The sequence below is a fragment of the Blastococcus sp. TBT05-19 genome (assembly GCF_003319095.1).
Taxonomy (GTDB): domain Bacteria; phylum Actinomycetota; class Actinomycetes; order Mycobacteriales; family Geodermatophilaceae; genus Blastococcus.
In genome coordinates this window covers 156,099-177,415 of the sequence record NZ_QOHI01000005.1, presented here as the reverse complement: position 1 = coordinate 177,415, position 21,317 = coordinate 156,099, and the positions used below count along the sequence as shown (strand labels likewise).

The 21,317-nt window shown below is 75.4% G+C and carries 21 protein-coding genes; 4 read left to right on the top strand and 17 right to left on the bottom strand.

Translation table 11 applies throughout. From position 1 onward, the window contains the following. Nucleotides 1-312: 312 nt before the first annotated feature. The 14 genes from lgt to DQ244_RS14425 all read right to left on the bottom strand — a co-directional run bounded on the left by lgt (nt 313) and on the right by DQ244_RS14425 (nt 14,526). On the bottom strand, nt 313-1,251 hold the full coding sequence (lgt, locus tag DQ244_RS14490) for a prolipoprotein diacylglyceryl transferase (protein WP_113812198.1): 939 nt from the start codon (nt 1,249-1,251) through the stop codon (nt 313-315). Next, nucleotides 1,248-2,054: a tryptophan synthase subunit alpha gene (trpA, locus tag DQ244_RS14485; RefSeq protein ID WP_113812197.1), complete on the bottom strand. Its 807-nt coding sequence runs from the start codon at nt 2,052-2,054 to the stop codon at nt 1,248-1,250. Before trpA ends, lgt begins: the two co-directional genes overlap by 4 nt. After that, nucleotides 2,051-3,400, bottom strand: coding sequence for a tryptophan synthase subunit beta (trpB, locus tag DQ244_RS14480; protein ID WP_113812196.1), 1,350 nt, complete (start codon nt 3,398-3,400; stop codon nt 2,051-2,053). The genes trpA and trpB overlap by 4 nt, the downstream gene beginning before the upstream one ends. Nucleotides 3,401-3,545: 145 nt before the next feature. Next, complete coding sequence (trpC, locus tag DQ244_RS14475; protein WP_199580411.1) at nt 3,546-4,355, bottom strand: indole-3-glycerol phosphate synthase TrpC; 810 nt, start codon at nt 4,353-4,355, stop codon at nt 3,546-3,548. 113 nt (nt 4,356-4,468) lie between these two features. Beyond that, nucleotides 4,469-5,095 (bottom strand): Trp biosynthesis-associated membrane protein, encoded by a 627-nt coding sequence (locus DQ244_RS14470; RefSeq protein WP_113812194.1) that lies wholly within the window; start codon nt 5,093-5,095, stop codon nt 4,469-4,471. Next, on the bottom strand, nt 5,092-6,576 hold the full coding sequence (locus DQ244_RS14465) for an anthranilate synthase component I (protein WP_233491476.1): 1,485 nt from the start codon (nt 6,574-6,576) through the stop codon (nt 5,092-5,094). Before DQ244_RS14465 ends, DQ244_RS14470 begins: the two co-directional genes overlap by 4 nt. 8 nt (nt 6,577-6,584) lie before the next feature. Further along, on the bottom strand, nt 6,585-6,962 hold the full coding sequence (gene hisI, locus DQ244_RS14460; RefSeq protein ID WP_113812192.1) for a phosphoribosyl-AMP cyclohydrolase: 378 nt from the start codon (nt 6,960-6,962) through the stop codon (nt 6,585-6,587). Nucleotides 6,963-6,988: 26 nt separating this feature from the next. Further along, on the bottom strand, nt 6,989-7,495 hold the full coding sequence (locus DQ244_RS14455; RefSeq protein ID WP_199580410.1) for a hypothetical protein: 507 nt from the start codon (nt 7,493-7,495) through the stop codon (nt 6,989-6,991). 274 nt (nt 7,496-7,769) lie between these two features. Beyond that, nucleotides 7,770-9,437: an FAD-binding dehydrogenase gene (locus tag DQ244_RS14450; RefSeq protein ID WP_113812190.1), complete on the bottom strand. Its 1,668-nt coding sequence runs from the start codon at nt 9,435-9,437 to the stop codon at nt 7,770-7,772. A gap of 10 nt (nt 9,438-9,447) precedes the next feature. After that, nucleotides 9,448-9,930 (bottom strand): hypothetical protein, encoded by a 483-nt coding sequence (locus DQ244_RS14445; RefSeq protein WP_113812189.1) that lies wholly within the window; start codon nt 9,928-9,930, stop codon nt 9,448-9,450. A gap of 9 nt (nt 9,931-9,939) precedes the next feature. Next, nucleotides 9,940-10,362, bottom strand: a complete 423-nt coding sequence (locus tag DQ244_RS14440; RefSeq protein WP_147251534.1) for a hypothetical protein — start codon at nt 10,360-10,362, stop codon at nt 9,940-9,942. Continuing rightward, nucleotides 10,355-10,855, bottom strand: coding sequence for a hypothetical protein (locus DQ244_RS14435; RefSeq protein WP_113812187.1), 501 nt, complete (start codon nt 10,853-10,855; stop codon nt 10,355-10,357). Before DQ244_RS14435 ends, DQ244_RS14440 begins: the two co-directional genes overlap by 8 nt. Before the next feature lie 63 nt (nt 10,856-10,918). Next, the gene (locus DQ244_RS14430; RefSeq protein ID WP_233491460.1) at nt 10,919-12,742 is read right to left on the bottom strand and encodes an ABC transporter ATP-binding protein; all 1,824 of its coding nucleotides are present in this window, start codon (nt 12,740-12,742) and stop codon (nt 10,919-10,921) included. Nucleotides 12,743-12,750: 8 nt separating this feature from the next. After that, entirely contained in the window at nt 12,751-14,526 is a 1,776-nt protein-coding gene (locus DQ244_RS14425; protein WP_233491458.1) for an ABC transporter ATP-binding protein, read from the bottom strand. Between the two features lie 154 nt (nt 14,527-14,680). Between DQ244_RS14425 and DQ244_RS14420 the strand changes: the two genes are divergently transcribed. From DQ244_RS14420 to DQ244_RS14410, 3 genes are all read left to right on the top strand, one after another. After that, on the top strand, nt 14,681-17,317 hold the full coding sequence (locus DQ244_RS14420) for an LPXTG cell wall anchor domain-containing protein (RefSeq protein WP_113812185.1): 2,637 nt from the start codon (nt 14,681-14,683) through the stop codon (nt 17,315-17,317). Between the two features lie 63 nt (nt 17,318-17,380). Continuing rightward, a complete protein-coding gene (locus DQ244_RS14415) occupies nt 17,381-17,992 on the top strand; it encodes a TIGR03085 family metal-binding protein (RefSeq protein WP_113812408.1) in 612 nt (203 codons plus the stop codon). A 65-nt stretch (nt 17,993-18,057) separates the two neighbouring features. Beyond that, nucleotides 18,058-18,540, top strand: coding sequence for a hypothetical protein (locus tag DQ244_RS14410; protein ID WP_147251533.1), 483 nt, complete (start codon nt 18,058-18,060; stop codon nt 18,538-18,540). Here the strand turns inward: DQ244_RS14410 and hisF are convergent. The 3 genes from hisF to priA are packed head-to-tail and all read right to left on the bottom strand — an operon-like array spanning nt 18,533 to nt 20,444. Continuing rightward, complete coding sequence (gene hisF / locus DQ244_RS14405) at nt 18,533-19,327, bottom strand: imidazole glycerol phosphate synthase subunit HisF (RefSeq protein ID WP_113812183.1); 795 nt, start codon at nt 19,325-19,327, stop codon at nt 18,533-18,535. The genes DQ244_RS14410 and hisF overlap by 8 nt on opposite strands. Next, the gene (locus tag DQ244_RS14400; protein WP_113812182.1) at nt 19,324-19,716 is read right to left on the bottom strand and encodes a RidA family protein; all 393 of its coding nucleotides are present in this window, start codon (nt 19,714-19,716) and stop codon (nt 19,324-19,326) included. Before DQ244_RS14400 ends, hisF begins: the two co-directional genes overlap by 4 nt. Then, nucleotides 19,713-20,444: a bifunctional 1-(5-phosphoribosyl)-5-((5-phosphoribosylamino)methylideneamino)imidazole-4-carboxamide isomerase/phosphoribosylanthranilate isomerase PriA gene (priA, locus tag DQ244_RS14395; protein ID WP_113812407.1), complete on the bottom strand. Its 732-nt coding sequence runs from the start codon at nt 20,442-20,444 to the stop codon at nt 19,713-19,715. The genes DQ244_RS14400 and priA overlap by 4 nt, the downstream gene beginning before the upstream one ends. Before the next feature lie 30 nt (nt 20,445-20,474). Here priA and DQ244_RS14390 point away from each other — a divergent pair, with 30 nt between their 5' ends. Then, entirely contained in the window at nt 20,475-21,290 is an 816-nt protein-coding gene (locus tag DQ244_RS14390; protein ID WP_233491455.1) for an alpha/beta hydrolase, read from the top strand. The last annotated feature ends 27 nt before the right edge of the window (nt 21,291-21,317 follow it).

The window sequence follows — 21,317 nt, the reverse complement described above, 5'->3', positions numbered from 1 at the left end:
GCAGACGGGGGCGGAGGCCCGGCCGGGGTCGAAGGCGGCGGAGAAGGCGGCACGTGCGGAGCGCAGGAGATCGGCCGGACACAGTGCCCCGGACGAATCTGCGCGTGCGAGCTCAGCGGGATGGTGTCGCCGAGCCGTCGTCCGCGGGGCGACGCTGGCCCGGTTCCGACACTACGACCCGGCCAGGATCGCTGGCGAGTCAGACGAGAGGGTACACAGCCGTAACACGCAACAGACATGATGGAAGCCACGCCGCGCCAGGGTGGCCGGATCGGCGCGATCCCTGGCCGGGACGGCGATCCCGGGGGTCGTTCAGGACGGCGGGGAGTCCTCGTGATCGTTCTCACGCGCCGCGGCCGGAGCGGCCGGAGCACGGCGTGCGACCTCCTCGTCGCGGCGCTGCCGGGCCACGTCCGACCGGTCGACCACCTCGCGCGGGCGGCCGCGCTGCCAGAAGAAGTAGGCCACCGCCAGCAGCCCGACGACGACCGAGGTGAAGACGTTGATCCGCACCCCGAAGAACGTCTCGGCCGGGTCGGTGCGCAGCAGCTCGATCCAGAGCCGGCCGGCGCAGTAGGTGGCCACGTACAGCGCGAAGGCCCGGCCGTGGCCGAGCCGGAACCGCCGGTCGGCCCAGATGACCAGCACGGCGGCCGCGAGGTTCCACAGCAGCTCGTAGAGGAACGTCGGGTGGAAGGTGCCCAGGAGCAGCGGCTGGCCGTCGGGGCCGAGGACCGCGCGGCCGCCGTCCCACTCGTAGATGTCCAGCGCCCAGGGCAGGTCGGTGGGCCCGCCGTAGAGCTCGTTGTTGAACCAGTTGCCGAGCCGGCCGACGGCCTGGGCCACGAGCAGGCCGGGCGCGAGGGCGTCGGCGAACGCGGGCAGCGGGATGCCGCGGCGCCGGCAGGCGATCCACGCCCCGACCCCGCCGAGGGCGATCGCCCCCCAGATGCCGAGGCCGCCCTCCCAGATGGCGAAGGCGCGCAGCGGTTCGCCGCCCTCGCCGAAGTAGGGCCGCGGGCTGGAGATGACGTGGTAGATCCGGCCGCCGATGATGCCGAAGGGCACGGCCCAGACGGCGATGTCCAGGACGTCGCCGGGCGCTCCCCCACGGGCCACCCAGCGCCGCTCGGTGAGCACGATGGCGGCGATGATGCCGGCGACGATGCACAGCGCGTAGGCGCGCAGCGGGAACGGGCCGAGCTCCCAGACGCCCTGCGTCGGGCTCGGGATGGAGGCGAGGACGGTCACGCCCGCACCCCCGCGCTGCGCACGCCGCGGGCGAGGTCCTCGGTGAGCGCGCGGACGCCGTCGGCGCCCCGCCCCTCGAGCATCTCGCGCACGTAGGCCGAGCCGACGATGACCCCGTCGGCGTAGGCGGCGATCTCCGCGGCCTGGTCGCCGTTGGAGACGCCGAGGCCCACGCACAGCGCGATGTCCGGCCGCGCCTCCCGGGTGCGCGCCACCAGCCTCTGCGCCGCGTCGCTCACGGTGGCGCGGGCGCCGGTGACGCCCATGGTGGAGGCGACGTACACGAAGCCCCGGCTCGCCGCGGTCGTCGAGCGCAGCCGGGCGTCGGTGGACGACGGCGCGACGAGGAAGACCCGGTCCAGGCCCGCCCGCTCGCTGGCGGCGATCCACTCGCCCGCTTCCTCGGGGATGAGGTCCGGGGTGATGAGCCCCGCTCCCCCGGCGGCGTCCAGGTCGGTGGCGAACCGCTCGACGCCGTAGCGCTCGATCGGGTTCCAGTACGTCATGACCACCGGGACGGCGCCGGCGTCGGCCACCGCGCGCACGGCCCGCAGGACGTCGGGGATGCCGACACCCGCGCGCACGGCGACGTCGACGGCCTCCTGGATGACGGGGCCGTCGATGCCCGGGTCGCTGTAGGGGACGCCGATCTCGATGGCGTCGGCGCCGGCCTCGACGGCGGCGACCATCGCGTCGATCGAGGTGTCGACGTCGGGATAGCCGACCGGCAGGTAGGCGATCAGCGCGGCCCGCCCCTCGGCCTTCGCCGCGTCGATGCGCTCGGCCAGCTTGCTGGTGGTCACGCCTGCTCCCCCGCGTCCGGGCCGGCGACGGCCTCGTCGTTGCTGACCGCGCCCTCGGTGGGCTGCTGGTCGGTGTCCAGGCCGGGGCCCGGGTCGACCTCCTCGCGGTCGCCCAGCCCGAACCACCGGGACGCCGTCTCCACGTCCTTGTCGCCGCGGCCGGAGAGGTTGACCAGGAGCATCGCGTCGGGACCGAGCTCCCGGCCGAGCTTCATCGCGCCGGCCAGGGCGTGCGCGGACTCGATCGCCGGGATGATGCCCTCGGTGCGGCAGAGCAGCGCGAACGCCTCCATCGCCTCGGCGTCGGTGATCGGCCGGTACTCGGCGCGGCCGATGTCGTTCAGGTAGGAGTGCTCGGGGCCGACACCCGGGTAGTCCAGGCCCGCGCTGATCGAGTGGGACTCGATGGTCTGGCCGTTGTGGTCCTGCAGCAGGTACGAGCGCGCCCCGTGCAGGACACCGGGGGTGCCGCCGGTGATGGTGGCCGCGTGCCGGCCGGTGTCGACGCCGTCGCCGCCGGCCTCCAGGCCGATCAGCCGGACGCCGTCGTCGGGCACGAAGGCGGTGAAGATGCCGATGGCGTTCGAGCCGCCGCCGACGCAGGCGAGGACGGCGTCGGGCAGCCGGCCCTCGCGCTCGAGCACCTGGCCGCGCGCCTCGTCGCCGATCACCCGCTGGAAGTCCCGGACCATGGCCGGGAACGGGTGCGGGCCGGCGACGGTGCCGAACACGTAGTTGGTGGTGTCGACGTTGGTGACCCAGTCGCGGAACGCCTCGTTGATCGCGTCCTTGAGGGTGCGGGAGCCGGTGGTCACCGGGATGACCTCCGCGCCGAGCAGCCGCATGCGGGCGACGTTGAGCGCCTGCCGGCGGGTGTCCTCCTCGCCCATGTAGACCGTGCAGGACAAGCCCATGAGCGCCGCGGCCGTCGCCGTCGCCACGCCGTGCTGCCCGGCGCCGGTCTCGGCGATGACCCGGGTCTTGCCGATGCGCTTGGTCAGCAGCGCCTGCCCCAGCACGTTGTTGATCTTGTGCGAGCCGGTGTGGTTCAGGTCCTCCCGCTTGAGCAGCACGCGGGCGCCACCGCAGTGCTCGGCGAACTTCGGCACCTCGGTCACCGGGCTGGGCCGGCCCGTGTAGTCGCGCTGCAGCCGGGCGAACTCCTCGAGGAACACCGGGTCCACGCGCATGGCCTCGTAGGCCTCGGTGAGGTCGTCGAGCGCGGCGATCAGCGCCTCGGGCACGAACCGGCCACCGAAGATGCCGAAGTGGCCCGTCGCGTCCGGCCAGCCCGGGCGCGCCGGGAGCGGGAGTTCTCCGGTCTGCGGGGGGCTGGTCGTCGTCATGCCGTCCAGCGTAGGGACCCGCCCGACCCCCACCGCTCGCAGGCTCTCGGAGTGCGCCCGAAAGGAGCGGCGATGTGCACGCGGGGCGCGATCGGCGCGCGGAGATGCGCCGTTCCCGCACAGTGCCCCGGGCGGGGCGGCGAGGTCAGCGGGTGGTGCGCGGGGTGGCCGGGTGCGAGCCGGCGGTGACCAGGTCGGCCACCGCCTGGCGGGCGTCCCCGGCGGTGACCAGGCCCTCGCCGACGAGCACCGCGTCGGCACCGGCGGCGGCGTAGCTGATCAGGTCGTGCGGGCCGCGCACGCCGGACTCGGCGACCTTGACGACCTCCGACGGCAGCCCGGGCGCGATCTTCTCGAACGTCGACCGGTCGACCTGCAGCGTGGTGAGGTCGCGGGCGTTGACGCCGATCACCGAGGCGCCGGCGTCCAGCGCGCGATCGGCCTCGGCCTCGGTGTGCACCTCGACCAGCGCGGTCATGCCGAGGGACTCGACCCGCTCCAGCAGGCCGGTCAGCACGTTCTGCTCCAGCGCCGCGACGATCAGCAGCACGACGTCGGCGCCGTAGGCCCGGGCCTCGTGCACCTGGTAGCTGCTGACGATGAAGTCCTTGCACAACACCGGGACGTCGACGACGGCGCGCACGGCGGCCAGGTCGGCGTGCGAGCCGCCGAAGCGGCGACCCTCGGTGAGCACGGAGATGACCCGGGCACCGCCCGCGGCGTACTGCGCGGCGAGCTCCGCGGGGTCGGCGATGTCGGCCAGGTCGCCCTTGGAGGGGCTGCGCCGCTTGACCTCGGCGATGACGCCGACGCCGGGGGCGCGCAGGGCGGCCAGCGCGTCGAGCGCGGGGCGGGCCGCCTGCGCGGCCGCCTTCACCTGGTCGAGCGGCCGGGCGGCCTCGCGGACGGCGAGGTCCTCGCGGACGCCGGCGACGATCTCGTCGAGAACGTTCACGACACCCCTGCCTCTCGCACGTCGAACCCCTCCCGGGCGGATGCGGCCCACTCTAGAAGGGGCGCCCGCGCGGCCCGGGGCGGGGGCCGGTGCCCCGGCTCCCGGCGGTTCCGCTATACGGCGGGGCCGGTCCGGGGCGCCGCACCCGGGTCGGCGGCGTCCTCGGTCGGGTCGTCGCCGCGGTCCAGCGCCTTCCAGGCCTCCTGCGCACGGTCCTCGTCGGTGCGCGGCGGCGCCGCGGCCGGGGTCCGCTCGTAGCGGCGTCCCATCCCCGGCCAGCTCCGTCCCCGCACGGTCGCCAGCAGGCCGGCGGCCACGGCGAGCAGGGCGGCGACCAGCGTGAGCACCGGCCAGACCGGCGAGACGTCGACGGCGACCGAGGTGACGCTGCTGCCGCCGGCGCCCGGCAGGTCCGCCGCAGCGTCGGACACCCCTCCGGCGAGCACCCGCCCGGCCGACCACAGCAGGGCACCGCCGGCGACCGCGGTGAGCAGCCCCACGACGGCGCGGCCGGCGCCGCGCACGGCGAGCAGCGCGACGGCGGCGGCCAGGAGGACCAGCCCGGCCGCGGTGACCAGCGGGGCGGCGTCGCCGCCGGAGAGCGCGCCCTCGACCGGGGGCAGCGGTGCCCGGCGCTGCGCGGTCACGTCCGCCCAGCGCTGGCTCGCCGCGGACAGCGCGAGGGCCCCCGCGAGCGCGGCGCCCAGGACCGCCGTGGTCAGCTCGCGGCGACCGCTCACGGGAGCTCCCGCAGGCTCTCCGCCGTCGCGATCGCCGACAGCACGGCCCGCGCCTTGTGCCGGGTCTCGGCCTCCTCGGTCGCGGCGTCGCTGTCGGCCACGATCCCGGCTCCGGCCTGCACGTACGCCCGCCCCTGGTGCAGCACCGCGGTCCGGATCGCGATCGCCATGTCCATGTCACCGCTGGCGTCGACGTAGCCGACCGTGCCGGCGTAGAGCGCCCGCCGGGTCGGCTCCAGGGTCTCGATGATCGTCATGGCGCTCGGCTTGGGCGCGCCGGAGACGGTGCCCGCCGGGAAGGTCGCGTCGAACACGTCCAGCGCGTCGCACCCGGGGCTCACCTCGCCGGCGACGGTCGACACCAGGTGCATGACGTGGCTGTACAGCTCGACCCGCATGAAGTCGGGCACCTCGACGCTGCCCGGCACGCAGACCCGGCCGAGGTCGTTGCGGGCGAGGTCGACCAGCATCACGTGCTCGGCCCGCTCCTTGGGGTCGGCGAGCAGTCCCTCGGCCAGCCGCAGGTCCTCCTCCTCGGTGCCGCCCCGCGGCCGGGTGCCGGCGGGCGGGTGCACCACCGCGGAGCTGCCGGTCACCGTGACCAGCGCCTCCGGCGAGGAGCCGACGACGTCGAACGGCGTCTCCCGGCCCGCGAAGCGCAGCAGGTACATGTACGGCGAGGGGTTCGTCGCCCGCAGCACCCGGTAGAGGTCGAGGGCGTCGACGTCGGTCTCGAGCTCGAACCGCTGGGACAGCACCACCTGGAAGGCGTCGCCGGCGCGGATGTGCTCGCGCACCCGCTCGACGCCGTCCTCGAACACGCCGGCACCCAGGTTGCTGAGCACCGGCGGGGCGTCGGCCCGCTCGAACACCGCCACCGGCGGCGCCGTGGCGGTGGTGAGGGCGGCGGCCATGTCGTCGAGCCGGGCGACCGCGTCGTCGTACCCGCCCCCACCCCGCAGGGCGTTGGCGATGAGCAGCACCGAACCGTCGGTGTGGTCGAGCACCGCCAGGTCCGTCACCAGCATCATGGCCAGCTCGGGCATGCCGAGGTCGTCGGTGCTGGTGGCGGGCAGCCGCTCCAGGCGCCGGACGACGTCGTAACCCAGGTAGCCGACCAGCCCGCCGGTGAGCGGCGGCAGCCCCTCGGTCCGCGGCGAGCGCAGCCGTCGGGCCATCACCCGGACCGCGTCCAGCGGGTCGTCGGGCAGCTCGTCGGTCAGGCCGGGCACGTCCTCGCCCAGCCACTGCGTGCGGCCGTCCCGCTCGCTGAGCACGCCGGCGCTCCGGACGCCGACGAAGCTGTACCGCGCCCAGCGCTTGCCCTGCTCGGCCGACTCCAGCAGCACCGTGCCCGGCCGGTTGCCGGCCAGCGCCCGGTACACGCCGATCGCCGTCTGCCCGTCGGCCAGCAGCCGGCGGGTGACCGGGACGACCGTCGCATCGGCTGCCGCGAACTCCTCGCGGCTCGGGGTGGTCACGCCGAACCTCACGGCCGCACCCCCACGACGGCGGGGAGCTCGCGGAAGAAGCAGCTGCGCTCGCCGGTGTGGCAGGCGGCGCCCTCCTGGTCGACGAGCACCAGCAGCGCGTCGCCGTCGCAGTCCACGCGGACCTCGCGCACCCACTGCCGGTTGCCCGAGGTCTCGCCCTTCACCCAGTACTCCTGCCGGCTCCGCGACCAGTAGGTGGCCCGGCCGGTCTGGAGGGTGCGGCGCAGCGCCTCGTCGTCCATCCAGGCGACCATCAGCACCTCGAGGGTGTCGTGCTGCTGGACGACGGCGGCGACGAGCCCGGAGGGGTCGCGGCGCAGCAGCTCGGCGACCTGCGGGTCGAGAGCGGGCACGGCGGGCGGGACGGCGGACATGCCCGCCAGTCTGCCGTGCCCGCCGCTCAGCCCTGCGGGGCGGTGAACCACCTGCGGCCCGGGCCGAACAGTGCGAGCCCTAGCGCGACCAGCGGGAAGGCGGCGAAGAACAGCGCGAAGACGGCGAGCACGCCCCCGAGCTCCTCCACGCGGCCGAGGATCTCCTGCAGCCGCACCGCCCAGTAGACGGTGAGCAGCAGCTGCACCGCGTGCGCGCCGACCAGCACCAGCCAGGACAGCCGGACCCGACGGGTGAGGGCGAGGATGCCACCGACGACCAGCAGGACCACGGAGAGGACCTGCACGATCGTGAGCGTGGTCCCCATCTCCGCGAGCTCGTAGGCCTGGGTCGGCGCCCCGGTGGGGTTCTCCTCGATCGCGATGCCGGCGATCGAGGCGAAGAACCACACGTAGAACGACGCGATGAGGACCAGCGCGCCCTGGACGAAGGCCAGCACGGCGGCGCCGACGACCTGCCCGGGGCGGCCGGGCGGGCGCAGCGGGCCGAAGGGCAGCTGTCCGTAGGGCGGCATGCCGTACGGCTGCGCCCCGTACGGAGGCATGCCGTACGGCGGCGCCCCGTACGGCGGTATGCCGTACGGACCGGCGTAGGGCGGCGGCTGCCCGTACCCGGGCGGCGGCCCGTACGGGACCGGAGGCCGCGCCGTGGGCGGCGGCCCGGCGTACCCCGGCTCGGACGAGCTCGAGGGATCGGCCCAGGGATCCGTCACGGTGTCACCAGTTCGCTCCCGCGGTGCGCTCCGCTCCTCGCTCGTCCCTCGCTGCGATGCTCACGCCCCTGTCCGCTCACAGGGCCTCCGCCAGGGCCCGACCCGCCACCCTCCCGCTGAACAGGCACCCACCGAGGAAGGTGCCCTCCAGCGAGCGGTAGCCGTGCACGCCGCCACCGCCGAAGCCGGCCACCTCGCCCGCGGCGTACAGCCCGGGGAACACCTCGCCGCCGGGACGCAGGACGCGGCCGGACAGGTCGGTCTCCAGCCCGCCGAGCGTCTTGCGCGTGATGATGTTCAGCCGGACGGCGATCAGCGGCCCGGCCGCCGGGTCGAGCAGCCGGTGCGGCTGCGCGACCCGGATCAGCTTGTCGCCCAGGTAGTTGCGGGCGCCGCGCATGGCGGTGAGCTGCAGGTCCTTGGTGAACGCGTTGCCGACCTCGCGGTCACGCGCCACGACCTCCCGCTCCACCTGCTCGAGGGTCAGCGCCGGGGAGCCGCCGGTGATCCGGTTCATGCCGGCCACGAGCTCGGGCAGCGTGGGGGCGACGACGAAGTCCTCGCCGCGGTCCAGGAAGGCCTGCACCGGCGCGGCGATCCCGGCCCGCGCGCGGTTGATCAGCAGCCGGACGTCCTTGCCGGTGAGGTCGGGGTTCTGCTCGGAGCCCGAGAGGGCGAACTCCTTCTCCACGATCTTCTTCGTCGCGACGAACCACGTGTGCTCGTGGCCGGTCTGCCCGATGTGGGCAAGCGTGCCGAGGGTGTCGAAGCCGGGGAACAGCGGCACGGGCAGCCGCTGCCCGGTCGCGTCGAGCCACAGGGACGACGGCCCGGGCAGGATCCGGATGCCGTGCTGGGCCCAGACCGGCGAGTGGTTGGTGATCCCCTCGGTGTAGTGCCACATGCGGTCGCTGTTGACCATGCTCGCGCCGGCCGCCACGGTCGCCTGCTGCATCTGCCCGTCCACGTGCGCCGGGACGCCGGAGAGCATCCGCTGCGGCGCGGGCCCGAGCCGGGCCGGCCAGTTCTGGCGGACCAGCTCGTGGTTGCCGCCGATGCCGCCGGAGGTGACGACGACGGCCTGCGCGGCGAACTCGAACTCGCCGACCTCGGTGCGCGAGCTGGCCTCACCACGCGCGACGTCGCTGGGCTCGAGCACGGCGCCGCGCACACCGGTGACCGCGCCGTCGGTGACGACCAGCTCGGAGACGCGGTGCCGGAAGCGCAGCTGCACCAGGCCGCGCTCGGCGGCGTCCCGCACCCGCCGGGCGAAGGGCGCCACGATGCCGGGGCCGGTGCCCCAGACGATGTGGAAGCGCGGCACGGAGTTGCCGTGGCCGGTGGCGGTGTACCCGCCGCGCTCGGCCCAGCCGACGATCGGGAACAGGCCGATGCCCTGCGACCTCAGCCAGGAGCGCTTCTCCCCCGCCGCGAACTGCAGGTAGGCCTCGGCCCACTGCCGCGGCCAGTGGTCGGTGTCGCGGTCGAAGCCCGCGGTGCCGAACCAGTCCTGCCGGGCGAGCTCGAGGGAGTCGCGGACCCGCAGCCGCCGCTGCTCGGGCGAGTCGACGAGGAAGAGACCGCCGAAGGACCACCACGCCTGCCCGCCGAGGGACTGCTCGGGCTCCTGGTCGACGAAGATCACGCGCTTGCCGGCGTCGGCCAGTTCGGCGGTGGCGACCAGTCCGGCCAGCCCCGCACCCACAACGACGACGTCGGCCTCGAAGGCGGTGTTCGCGCTCACACCGCCGACGCTAGCGGGCACGCCGCGCGGCGCGCGTCCCCCCTGCCGGGCGAGTTCCCCGGGACGGGGTGCACCAGGCGCGCACCGGCGCACGCAGCGCCAGGACCAGGCTGTTCAGCGGGGCGACCGCCAGCAGCAGCGCGAGCGCCATGTCCCCGCCGGCGCCCAGCGCGCCGAAGAGGAACGCGACGAACAGGATGCCCAGGAACGGGACCAGCGAGGCGACCGCGAGCAGCGCCCAGCCGCCGCGCACGCCGCGCCAGACCAGCCCGGCCCCCAGCAGCACCGCCAGCGCGACCCCGGCGGGGACGGCGAGCAGCGGGCCCGCCTCCGGGTCACCCCGGAGCAGGAGCCAGCCGAGGTACAGGACCACGCCGGCAGTGAGCACCCCGAAGACGACGGCGTAGGGCACCAGGTCGGGGCGGCCGGCCGGCTCCTCGGCGCGGGCGAGCGGCGCGGCTCGGGGCGACCTGCGGGCGGCGGACGAGGGCACGACCGGAGCCTAGGACGGGACCTGCTCCTCGGTCAGCCACCTGCGCACCGACGGCGCCATCGCGGCCAGCGGTGCCAGCGCGGGACCGGCCAGCACCAGGACCGGCCAGGTCGCCTCCCCGTGGACCAGGCCCCGGTAGGCGAGCCAGCCCACGTAGGCGGTGACCACCGACCCGCCGAGGACCAGCACCCACCGGTCGCGCCGGGACAGCAGCCGCACCGCTCCCAGGCCCAGCAGGCAGGGCAGCACCACGAAGACGACGGCGAACAGCGGGACGTGCAGCACGACCAGCGCCGTGTACCCGAGCGTCAGCGGGACGGAGAGCAGGAAGAGCACGCCCGGCAGGACGCCGATCGACGCCCCCACGCCGGCCAGCAGGGCCATCGCGGGCGGCCACTCGTCCGACCGGGGCGCGACGGCGGGCTCAGCCACGTCGCCCCGCCGGCGGCGCCGTGGCCAGCCAGCGCCCGACGGACGGCATCAGCGCGAAGATCGGGGGCAGGGCGAACGGGGCGAGCAGCACGAGGAGGAACCACGGCCCGGGCTCCGAGCCGGTGACCAGCGGGACGAGGACCAGGGCTCCCCACCCGGCGGTGACGGGGAGGCCGGAGGCGAGCAGCAGGCGGCGCCCTCGCCGCCGCAGCAGCCGGAGCGCGCCCACCAGCTGCAGGACCGGGAGCGCCACGACGAGGGCGGCCACGGCGGCGGCGCACGCCAGGACCAGCGGCATCGGGAGGACCGGGCGCAGCGGGTCCACCACGCTCCCGCCCGCGTACAGCGCCGCGACGGGCGACACGGCCAGCAGCACCGCGGCCACCGCGACGCCGATGTACCCGGCGGTCTCCGCCCAGCCGGGGCGCGGCTCGGCCACCGGTCCGCCGGGCGGGGCCGGCGGTGCGGGCGGCCAGGCCGGCGAGGCGGTCACGGTCCGGAGGCTAGTGCCGATCCCCTCCTCCGCGGTTCCCCCGGACGACGGACGTCGCGCAGGTCAGGCGACCGGTTCGGGCTCCCCGGCCGAGGACCGGCGCCACGAGGCGTGCAGCCGGGCGTAGGGACCCTCGGCGTCGACCAGCTCGGCGTGCGAGCCGCGCTGGACGACGTGGCCGGCGTCGACCACCAGCACCTCGTCGGCCCGCTCGGCGGTCGACAGCCGGTGGGCGATGGTGAGCGTGGTCCGCCCGGCGGTGAGGGTGTCCAGCGCGCGGGTGAGCCGCTGCTCGGTGGCCGGGTCGACGGCGCTGGTGGCCTCGTCGAGCACCAGCAGGTGCGGATCGGCGACGTAGGCGCGGGCGACGGCGACCAGCTGCCGCTCCCCCGCCGACAGCGACTCACCGCGCTGGCCCACGGGGGTCAGGACGCCGGCGTCGAGCCCGTCGAGCCAGGACCGCAGCCCGAGCTCGTCGAAGGCGGCGGTGACCTCGTCGTCGGTCATCCCCGGCCGGCCGTAGCGCACGTTCTCGGCGATCGAGGCGTCGAAGAGGAAGCCGTCCTGCGGGACCATCACGACCCGGGAGCGCAGCGACGAGAACGCGACGTCGGTCAGCGGCACCCAGCCGTCGGCGTCCGAGCCGAGCAGGACCCGTCCGCCGGTGGGGTCCATGAGCCGGGTGACCAGCTTGGCGAAGGTCGTCTTGCCCGAGCCGGTCTCGCCGACGATCGCGACGCGGCGGCGGGGCTCGAGGGTGAGGTCGACGGCGTCCAGCGCCGCCCGGGCGGTCGGCGAGTACCGGAAGGTGACGTGCTCGAAGCGCACACCCAGCGGGCCGTCGGGCAGCTGCCGCGACCGGTCGGGATCGGCGACGGCGGGATCGCGGACGTCGGGCTCGGTGTCGAGCACGTCGAGGACCCGGCGGAAACCGGCGACCGCGTTCTGCGCCTCGTTGAGCACCTCGCTCGCGGTCTGGACCGGCGCCACGAACAGCGTGACGAGGAAGAGGAAGGCCACGAGGGTGCCGGCGGTGATGTCGCCGGCCAGGCCCAGCAGGACGCCGACGACCACGACCGCGGCGTTGGCCAGCGCGGCGACGAACTCACCGCTGACGAACACCGCGGCGGTGACCTTCTGCGCGTCGACCTGCGACCGGTAGTGCTTCGCGATCGCCGCGTCGAGGCGGGCCGCGGTGCGGGCCCGGACGCCGTAGGCACGCACCGTGGGGGCGCCGACGACGGATTCGGCGACGGCGGCCAGCACGTCGCCCACCCGGGTGCGGACCACGCCGTAGACGACGACCAGCCGGCGCGCGAAGGCCCGGATGGCGATGACCAGCGGCACGAAGCAGAGCAGCACCAGCAGGGTCAGCTGCCAGGAGTAGACGGCCATGACGACGGTGGCGACGAGCAGCTGCCCGAGGCTGACCAGCCCCAGGACACCGCCCCACTGCATGAACACCGAGAGCTGGTCGACGTCGCTGGTGACCCGGGAGACCAGCGAGCCGCGCCGCTCCCCCTGCTGGTGCAGCACCGACAGGTCGTGCACGTGCCGGAAGGCCCGCACCCGGAGGTTGGCCAGCGCGGTCTCCGTCGTCCGGAACAGCCGCACGTTCATCCGGTACACCGCGACGGCGGTGACCAGGACGACGAGGGCGCAGAGCAGCACCAGGGTGCGGACCAGGTCGAGGTCGGCGCCGTCGGGACCGTTCAGCCCGCGGTCGATGACCTGCTGGACGGCGATCGGGACGACGACGCGGCCGGTGGTGGCCAGCAGCGCGAGGGCGAAGGTCACGGGCAGCCCGCGCCGGAACTCGGGCATCATCCGCAGCCCCCGGCGCAGCGTCGCCATGCTGCCCTCGGTGCGCCCAGCGGTGGCGCTCACGCCGCCGCTCACGCCGGCACCGCGGCCTGCTGGTAGGCCCGCACCAGGGCGGCGTAGCCGGGCACGCGCGCCAGGAGCTCGTCGTGGGTGCCGCGGTCGACGGCGCGGCCGTCCTCGAACCACACCACCTCGTCGGCGAGCGCGATCGTGGCCTGGCGGTAGGCCACGACCACGACCGTCGCCGGCGTCTCGCTGCCGCGCAGCGCGTCGAGGATCCGCGCCTCGACGGCCGGGTCGACGGCGCTGGTGGCGTCGTCCAGGACGAGCAGCCGGGGCCGCCGGACGACGGCGCGGGCGAGCGCCAGCCGCTGGCGCTGGCCGCCCGACAGCGAGGCGCCCCGCTCCCCCACGCGCGTGTCGAGCCCGTCGGGCAGCGCGGAGACGAAGCCGTCGGCGGCGGCCACCCGGAGCGCGGCCCACACGTCGTCGTCGGAGAACGGGCCGCCGAGGGTGACGTTGTCGCGCACGGTGTCGTCGAAGAGGAACGCGCTCTGGGCCACGAACGCGGCCTGGTCGCTGACCTGGCCCTCGCGCAGCCGGCGCAGGTCGATGCCGTCGAGCAGCACCGTGCCGTCGGAGGGGTCGACGAGGCGCACGAGGAGGCCGGCGAGCGTGGACTTGCCCGAGCCGGTGGGCCCGACGACGGCGACGGTCCGGCCGGCCGGCACCTCGAAGGTCACCTCGTGCAGGGTCGGCCGCGCGGCGCCGTCGAAGGCGAACCCGACGTCGCGCAGCGCGACCGCGGCGGCGCCGTCGGGCGTGGCCGCGGCGTCGGGGCCGTGCGGGGTCTCCCCGGTCGCCTCGAGCACGGGGGTGACCCGGTCGAAGCCGGCCAGCGCGCGCGGCAGGTCGGCCAGCACCCAGCCGATGGCGCGGATCGGCAGCGCCAGCAGGGTGAACAGGTAGGCCACCGAGACCAGCTCGCCGGCGCCGGTGGAGCCGTCGGCCACCCGGCCGGCACCGATGAGCAGCACGGCGAGCGTGCCCAGGTTGGGCAGCGCCTCCATCATCGGGTCGAACAGCCCGCGCACCCGGCCGACCGCGACCAGCCCGTCGCGCAGCTGCTCGGTGCGCACGGCGAAGCGCTCGGTCTCGCTGTCCTCGCGGCCCAGGGTCTTCACCACCAGACCGGCGTCGAAGCTCTCGTGGGCGATCTCGCTGACCTCGGCGCGCAGCTGCTGCGCCCGCTGCATGCGCGGGCTCATGACCTGCGAGTAGACGACGTTGACGGCGAAGACCAGCGGGAAGACGACCAGGCCGACCACCGCCAGCAACGGGTCGGTGAGCACCAGCGCGACCGTGGTGATCGCGATCATCACCAGCGCGCCGCAGGCGAAGGGCAGCGGCGCGACGAAGAACCAGGCGGCCTCGACGTCGGAGTTCGCGTTGGACAGCAGCTGCCCGGTGGGGTGGCGCTGGTGCCAGGACAGCGGCAGCCGCAGGTACTGGCCGGTGACCCGTCGGCGGTAGTCGGCCTGCAGCCGGTAGCTCATGACGCCGGCGAACAACCGCCGGCCGAGGATGCCGACGATCTTCAGCAGGGCGACGCCGAGGATGGCCAGCGCCGCCAGGGTCAGCGCCGACGCGGTCGTGACGCCGTCGTCGAAGGAGGGCAGGAGCACCCGGTCGGTGACCTCGCCGATCACGTACGCGCTGGCGACGGTCATCGCGCCGTAGAGGCTGCTGGCCAGGAGCGCCAGGGTGAACATCCCCGGCTGCTCGCGGACGGCCCGGCCGATGTGGCGGAGCCCGCGCCGCACGACGGCGTCTCTGCGGCCTGGCACGGGACTCCTCGGGCTCGGTGGTGCGACCAGCATGCCAGGTTCGTTAGGCCTGCTAACTGCGCCCAACAGCGGCCCACCCCCGGTTCTTCCCCCCGGCCGCGTGTCGGCGTGATGCAGATCGCAACTTCTCGCCGGAACGCTCGTTGGGGTCGTCATGAGCAGAGCGTCCCTGGCTGTCGGCTGCGCCGCGTTCCTCGCCCTGGGCGTGGTCGCCCCGACCGGGGCGTCCGCCACCGGGGACGGGCGCGACCCCGCGGCCGGCTCGCTGCCCGCCGTCCCCAGCGGTGCGCGGCCGGGCCCCGACGTCCTGTACGCACCGGCGCCGGCCGCACCGCAGCTGGAGAACCGGGACGCGCGGTTCCGCGCCCAGCCGCTGCTGGTCTCCGGGCAGGAGGCCTACGTCCAGGGCGAGTACCTCTACCAGGACCACCTCTTCGACGACTACGGCGCCGACACGAACGGCCAGGGCGGCTCGTCGCTGTCCGAGCGGGCCGGTGACGTCACCTACCCGACCGACGCAGCGCGGTACGGCGGCAACGCCGCCGACCTGGTCGAGTTCCGCATCGCGCCGGAGCGCGACCGGGTGTCCTACCGGTTCACCCTCAACACGCTGCTCCAGCCCGACTCGACGATCATCGCCCTCGCGTTCGACACCGACCGCGACACCGCCACCGGCACCGCGACCCTGCCCGGGGACCCGGGAGCGCCGTTCCCCGGCACCGACGAGGTGATCACGGTGTGGGGTACGGGCGCAGAGCACGCCTCCTTCGCCGCCGACGGCGGTGCCGGGGCGACGACGCCGGTGGAGGTGCGCACGGACCTCGAGGCCAACCAGCTGACGGTCACCGTGCCCCGCACCACCAGCGACCCGCAGGGCACCTGGCGGGCGACGCTGGCCACCGGTCTCCACGACCGCGCCACCGGCGGCTGGCTGCGCCCCCAGGCGGTGGCCGACGCCGACTCCCCCGGCGGCGCCGGTCCGACGGACCCCGCGCCGAACGGGATCTTCAACCTGGGCTTCCGCTTCGACGAGCCGGTCACCGGGGCGAACACCCCACCGGACACGGCGCAGGCCCCGGTGCTGACCCGCGACGAGCCCACCCGGTACGCGCGCGACATCGACTTCGCCGCGCTCGCCGATAAGCGGGACCGCACCACCGTGCCGGCGACCGGCACGACGATCCGGATCTTCCCGAGCCGGCTGGACCTCGGCGAGGGCCGCGACCTGGAGGCGACCTTCCCGCAGTACCGCGGGCAGCTGCAGCCCTACAGCCTCTACGTGCCCAGCAGCTACCGGCCCGGCACCCGCACCGGGTTCACCCTCGCCCTGCACTCCCTGGGACAGCAGCACTGGCAGTACAACGGCTCGACGGGCATCCAGCAGATCGGCGAGGCCCGCGGGAACATCGTGGCCACCTCGCTCTCCCGCGGTCCGGACGGCTGGTACCAGCACGAGGCCGAGTACGACGTCTTCGAGATGTGGAACGACGTCGCCCGGCACTTCACGCTCGACCCGGACCGGACGGCGATCAGCGGCTACTCGATGGGCGGCTACGCCACCTACCGCCTCGGGACGCTGTACCCCGACCTCTTCGGCCGGGCCTTCTCCACCGTCGGCCCGCCCGGGGACGGCATCTGGGTGCCCCCGGCGCCGCCCACCGGTGGCATCGAGACGCTGTCCAACCTGTGGCTGGAGAACGCCCGCAACGTGCCCTACCTGAACGTCGCCGCCGGCGCCGACCAGCTGGTGCCGATCGTCGGCCCGCGGGCGCAGAACCTCGGCGCCCCCGAGGTCGGCGTGCGCGGCTTCGAGCAGCTGGGCTACCGCTACCGGTTCGCCGTCGTCCCTGGTGCCGAGCACTTCACCATCGCCCTGCGCAGCTACGACGTCCCGATGGCGACGGAGTTCCTGGGCGAGTCCCGCGTCGACCGGAACCCCCACCACGTCTCCCTCGGCTACGTGCCGGCCGCCGACGACGCCGCGCTCGGGCTGGTGCACGACCACGCCTACTGGGTGTCCGGGGTGCGGCCCGGATCCACCGCGCCCGGTGCCGGGTCCTCGGGCACGCAGCCGGCCAAGGCGCTGGTCGACGCCTTCAGCCACGGCTTCGGCCGCGGGGACGCGCCCAGCTCCCCCGGTACCGGCGCCGGTGTCGTCGGCGGCGCGCTGCCCTACACGGAGGTCAACCGCTCCTGGGGGCCGGAGCCGGCCATCCCGGTCGCCAACCGGCTGGACCTGCGGCTGGCCAACGTCGCGGACGCCACCCTCGACCTCGCCCGGGCACGGCTCGACCCGGGACGACAGCTCACGGTGACGACGGACGCCGACCGCGACGGCACGGTGCTGCTCGCCGGACGCTTCCCCGCCGGGACCCGCGTCCTGCGCGACGGCGTCCCGGTGTCCGCGCAGGCCGACGGCGCGGGTCTGGTCCTCCCGGTCGCGGCCGGCCGGCACACCTACACGATCGACCCGGCGGGCGGGACCGCCCCGGGGACGGTGGGCGGCGGGACCCCGGGCGACGGAGCCACGCCGGGCGGACCGACGTCGCCGGGCACCGGAGACGGCGGGCAGAGCACACCGCACCCGGACGGGAGCGGCGACGGCCTCGCCCTCAGGTACGACCGGACCAGGGAACCCGTCACGAACGCCGGCACCCGCGGCACCAGGGCCGGCGACCTGGCCTCCACCGGTAGCGAGCCCGGACCCCTCCTCGCGCTGGCGGGCCTGGCGATCGGCGCCGGGGCGGTGGCACTCGTGGCCGGTCGCCGCCGGCGGAGCACCACCGACTGAGGTGCCCCCCGCACCGCTGGGGTGGTCCGGCGGGCGGACGCGCCCGCGGGTAGCTTCGCCGGCGTGACGTCGTCCACGCCGCCGCTGGCCGTCCGCGAACGAGCCGCCCTCGCCGACCTGCTGGACGAGGTCGGCCCCGACGCCCGCACCTGCTGCGAGGGGTGGACCACCGCCCACCTCGCCGCCCACCTCGTCGTCCGCGACCGGCGGCCGGACGCACTGCCCGGCTACGGGCTGGAGATGCTCCCCGGCGGCGAGCGCCTGGCCTGGTGGTCGCACCGGCTGGAGGAACGGCTGCGCACCCGGACCTCCTACGCCGAGGTGGTCCAGCAGGTGCGCACCGGGCCGCCGGCGTGGTCGCCGATGGCCCTGCCAGCCGCGGCGAAGGTCTTCAACGTGGCCGAGTTCGCCATCCACCACGAGGACGTCCGGCGTGCCCAGCCGGGATGGGAGCCGCGGCTGCTCCCGCGGGAGGAGCAGGACCAGCTGTGGTCGGGGCTGGGTCTGCACGCCCGCCGCGCCGCCGGCCGCCGCGGGCTCGTGCTGCGCCGCAGCGACGCCCCCGGGGTCGAGAAGCGGCTGGGGGACGGCGGGCGCACGGTGACCGGCGAGCCGCTGGAGCTGATGCTGTGGGTCTCCGGCCGCCGCGACGTCGCCCGGGTCGCCGTCAGCTGACCGCGCCGCGGGGCGGCACCCGGAAAGTGCTCGTCGGGCCGGGCCCGCGGCGCTACCGTGCGCCCATGTACGTCGCCGACCACCGGTCCCCCGCCGGCTCCACCGCTCCCGCCGCCCAGCGGGTCCCCGCGGCGACCCGGTCGTCCGTCGCACCGCAGTGGACCGCCCCGCCGCGGCGGCGCCCGTCGGGGACCGCCGGCAAGGTGCTCGCCGTGGTCTTCGCCGTCGCCTGGCTGACCTGCCCGATGGTGGAGCCGATGCCGGTGGGCGACGTGCACTACCCGCTGTGGCAGCTGCCCATCGACCTGGCCACGCTCGCGACGATCGTCGGGGCGGTGGCGACCCTGTGGCGCGGCAGCCCGCGCGCACCGCACCACGGCATCGCGGCCGGCGTCATGATGGCGGTGATGACGATGGTGTGCCCGCTCGCCGGCCACGGCCCGACCGGCTGGTGGACCTGGGTCCAGGCGGCCATGTCGCTGTTCGTCATCCTGACCAGCGTCGCGCTCGTCCGGATCTGGCCGACCCTGAGGCGCCCCGTCAGCTGAGCGGGGTGTCGGCCTCCCGGCGGACCGGGACGCCGGCCGCCGCGAGGCCGGCCTTGACGTCGCCGACCCGCAGCTGGCCGAAGTGGAAGACGCTCGCGGCCAGCACCGCGTCGGCGCCGGCCTCCACGGCGGGCGGGAAGTGCTCGACCGCGCCCGCTCCCCCGCTGGCGATCAGCGGCACGGCGACCTCCCGGCGCACGAGCCGGACCAGGTCGGTGTCGAAGCCGGTGCGGGTGCCGTCGGCGTCCATGGAGTTGAGCAGGATCTCGCCGACCCCGAGCTCCGCGGCCTGCACGCACCACTCGACGGCGTCGCGCCCGGTGCCCCGCCGTCCGCCGTGGGTGGTGATCTCGAAGCCCGAGTCGGTGACGGCGCCGTCGCGGGTGCGCCGGGCGTCCAGCGAGAGCACGAGCACCTGGTTGCCGAAGCGGTGCGCGATCTCGGCGATGAGCTCCGGCCGGGCGACGGCGGCGGTGTTCACCGCGACCTTGTCGGCGCCGGCGCGCAGCAGCTTGTCCACGTCGTCGGCGCTGCGCACGCCCCCGCCCACGGTGAGCGGGATGAACACGCTCTCCGCGGTCCGGCGGACGACGTCGTAGGTGGTCTCGCGGTCGCCGGAGCTGGCGGTGATGTCGAGGAAGGTGAGCTCGTCGGCGCCCTCGGCGTCGTAGACCCGGGCCATCTCGACCGGGTCGCCGGCGTCGCGCAGGTCGACGAAGTTGACGCCCTTCACCACGCGCCCGTTGTCGACGTCGAGGCACGGGATGACGCGCACGGCGAGGCTCATGCCCCGGCCGCCCGCACCGCGTCGGCCTCGATCTCCACCAGCATCGCGGAGTCGATCAGCGCGGCCACCTGCACCATCGTGGTCGCGGGGCGGATGTCGCCGAACACCTCGCCGTGCGCCCGGCCCACGTCCTCCCAGCGCGCGATGTCGGTGACGTAGATCCGCGTGCGCACGACGTCGTTCAGCGTGAACCCGGCGCGCTCGAGGGCGTGCTCGACGTTCGCCAGCGCCTGGCGGGTCTGCGCGGCCGGGTCCCCGGGGTGGGCGACCTCGCCGTCGACCAGCGACGTCGTGCCGCTCACCCACGCGGTGTCGCCGCGGACGACCACCCGGCTGTACCCGACGACCGCCTCCCACGGGCTGCCGGAGCCCAGGCGGATCACGCTCACGCGAGCTCCTCGGTCACCCGCAGCGCCTCCGGCAGGGTGAAGGCACCGGCGTACAGGGCCTTGCCGACGATCGAGCCCTCGACGCCGATCGCGGTCAGCCCGGCCAGGGCGCGGATGTCCTCGAGCGAGCTGACCCCGCCCGAGGCGATCACCGGGCGCGGCGTGGCGGCGCAGACCTCCCGCAGCAGCTCCAGGTTCGGGCCCTTGAGGGTGCCGTCCTTGGTGATGTCGGTGACGACGTAGCGGGCGCAGCCCTCGGCGTCCAGGCGGGCGAGGGTCTCGTAGAGCTCGCCGCCCTCCTGGGTCCAGCCCCGGGCGGCCAGCCGGGTGCCGCGCACGTCGAGGCCGACGGCGATCCGGTCGCCGTGCTCGGCGATGGCGCGGGCGCACCAGTCGGGCGACTCCAGCGCGGCGGTGCCCAGGTTCACCCGGCGGCAGCCGGTGGCGAGGGCCGCCTCCAGCGAGGCGTCGTCCCGGATGCCGCCGGAGAGCTCGACGTCGACGTCCAGCTCACCCACGACCCGGGCCAGCAGCTCGCGGTTGCTGCCTCGGCCGAACGCTGCGTCGAGGTCGACCAGGTGCACCCACTCGGCGCCGTCGCGCTGCCACTGCAGAGCGGCCTCGAGGGGGTCGCCGTAGGAGGTCTCGCTCCCGGCCTCCCCCTGCACGAGACGGACGGCCTGGCCGTCGGCGACGTCGACGGCGGGGAGCAGCTGCAGCTTCGGCACGACGACCAGCGTAGGGAGCACGATGTCGGGGTGCTGCGGCGGCTGCTCCGGACGGCGCTCGCGCTCGCCCTCGTGTGTGCTGTGCTGGTGGGCCTGCTGTGGGCGCTCCAGCGCCGGTTGATCTACCTCCCCGCAGGCGGGCCGGTCCCCTCGGCCGCCGACGTCCTCCCCGGCGGCCGCGACGTCGAGCTGACCACCTCCGACGGGCTGCGGCTGGGCGCCTGGTTCTTCCCCGGTCCCGACGCCGACGCGCCGGCCGTCCTGTTCGCGGCGGGCAACGGCGGCAACCGCGAGCACCGCGTGCCGCTGGCCCGCGCGCTGGCCGCGGAGGGGCTCGCCGTCCTGCTCTTCGACTACCGCGGCTACGGAGGCAACCCCGGGAGTCCCGACGCCGACGGGCTGGCGCTCGACGTGCGAGCGGCGCGGGACTGGCTGGTCACCGAGGCCGCCGTGCCGCAGGAGCGGCTGGTCTACCTCGGCGAGAGCCTCGGCTGCGCCGTCGTCACCGAGCTGGCCCTCGAGCACCCGCCCGCGGGGCTGGTGCTGCGCTCGCCGTTCGTCGACCTCGCGGCCGTGGGTGCGGAGCACTACCCGTTCCTGCCGGTGGGGCTGCTGCTGCGCGACCGCTTCCCCGTCGCCGAGCAGGTCGCCCGCGTGCAGGTGCCGACGACGGTGCTGCTCGGCACCGCCGACACCATCGTGCCGCCGGAGCAGAGCCGCCGGGTCGCCGCGGCCGCCGGGCGGCTGCACGCCCTCGTCGAGGTGCCGGACGCCGGGCACAACGACCTCGTGCTCCTGGACGGGCCGGAGCTGGTCCGGGCCGTCACCGGGCTCGCTCCCCGCTGACCGGCGCAACCTGACCGCCGCCGTCTC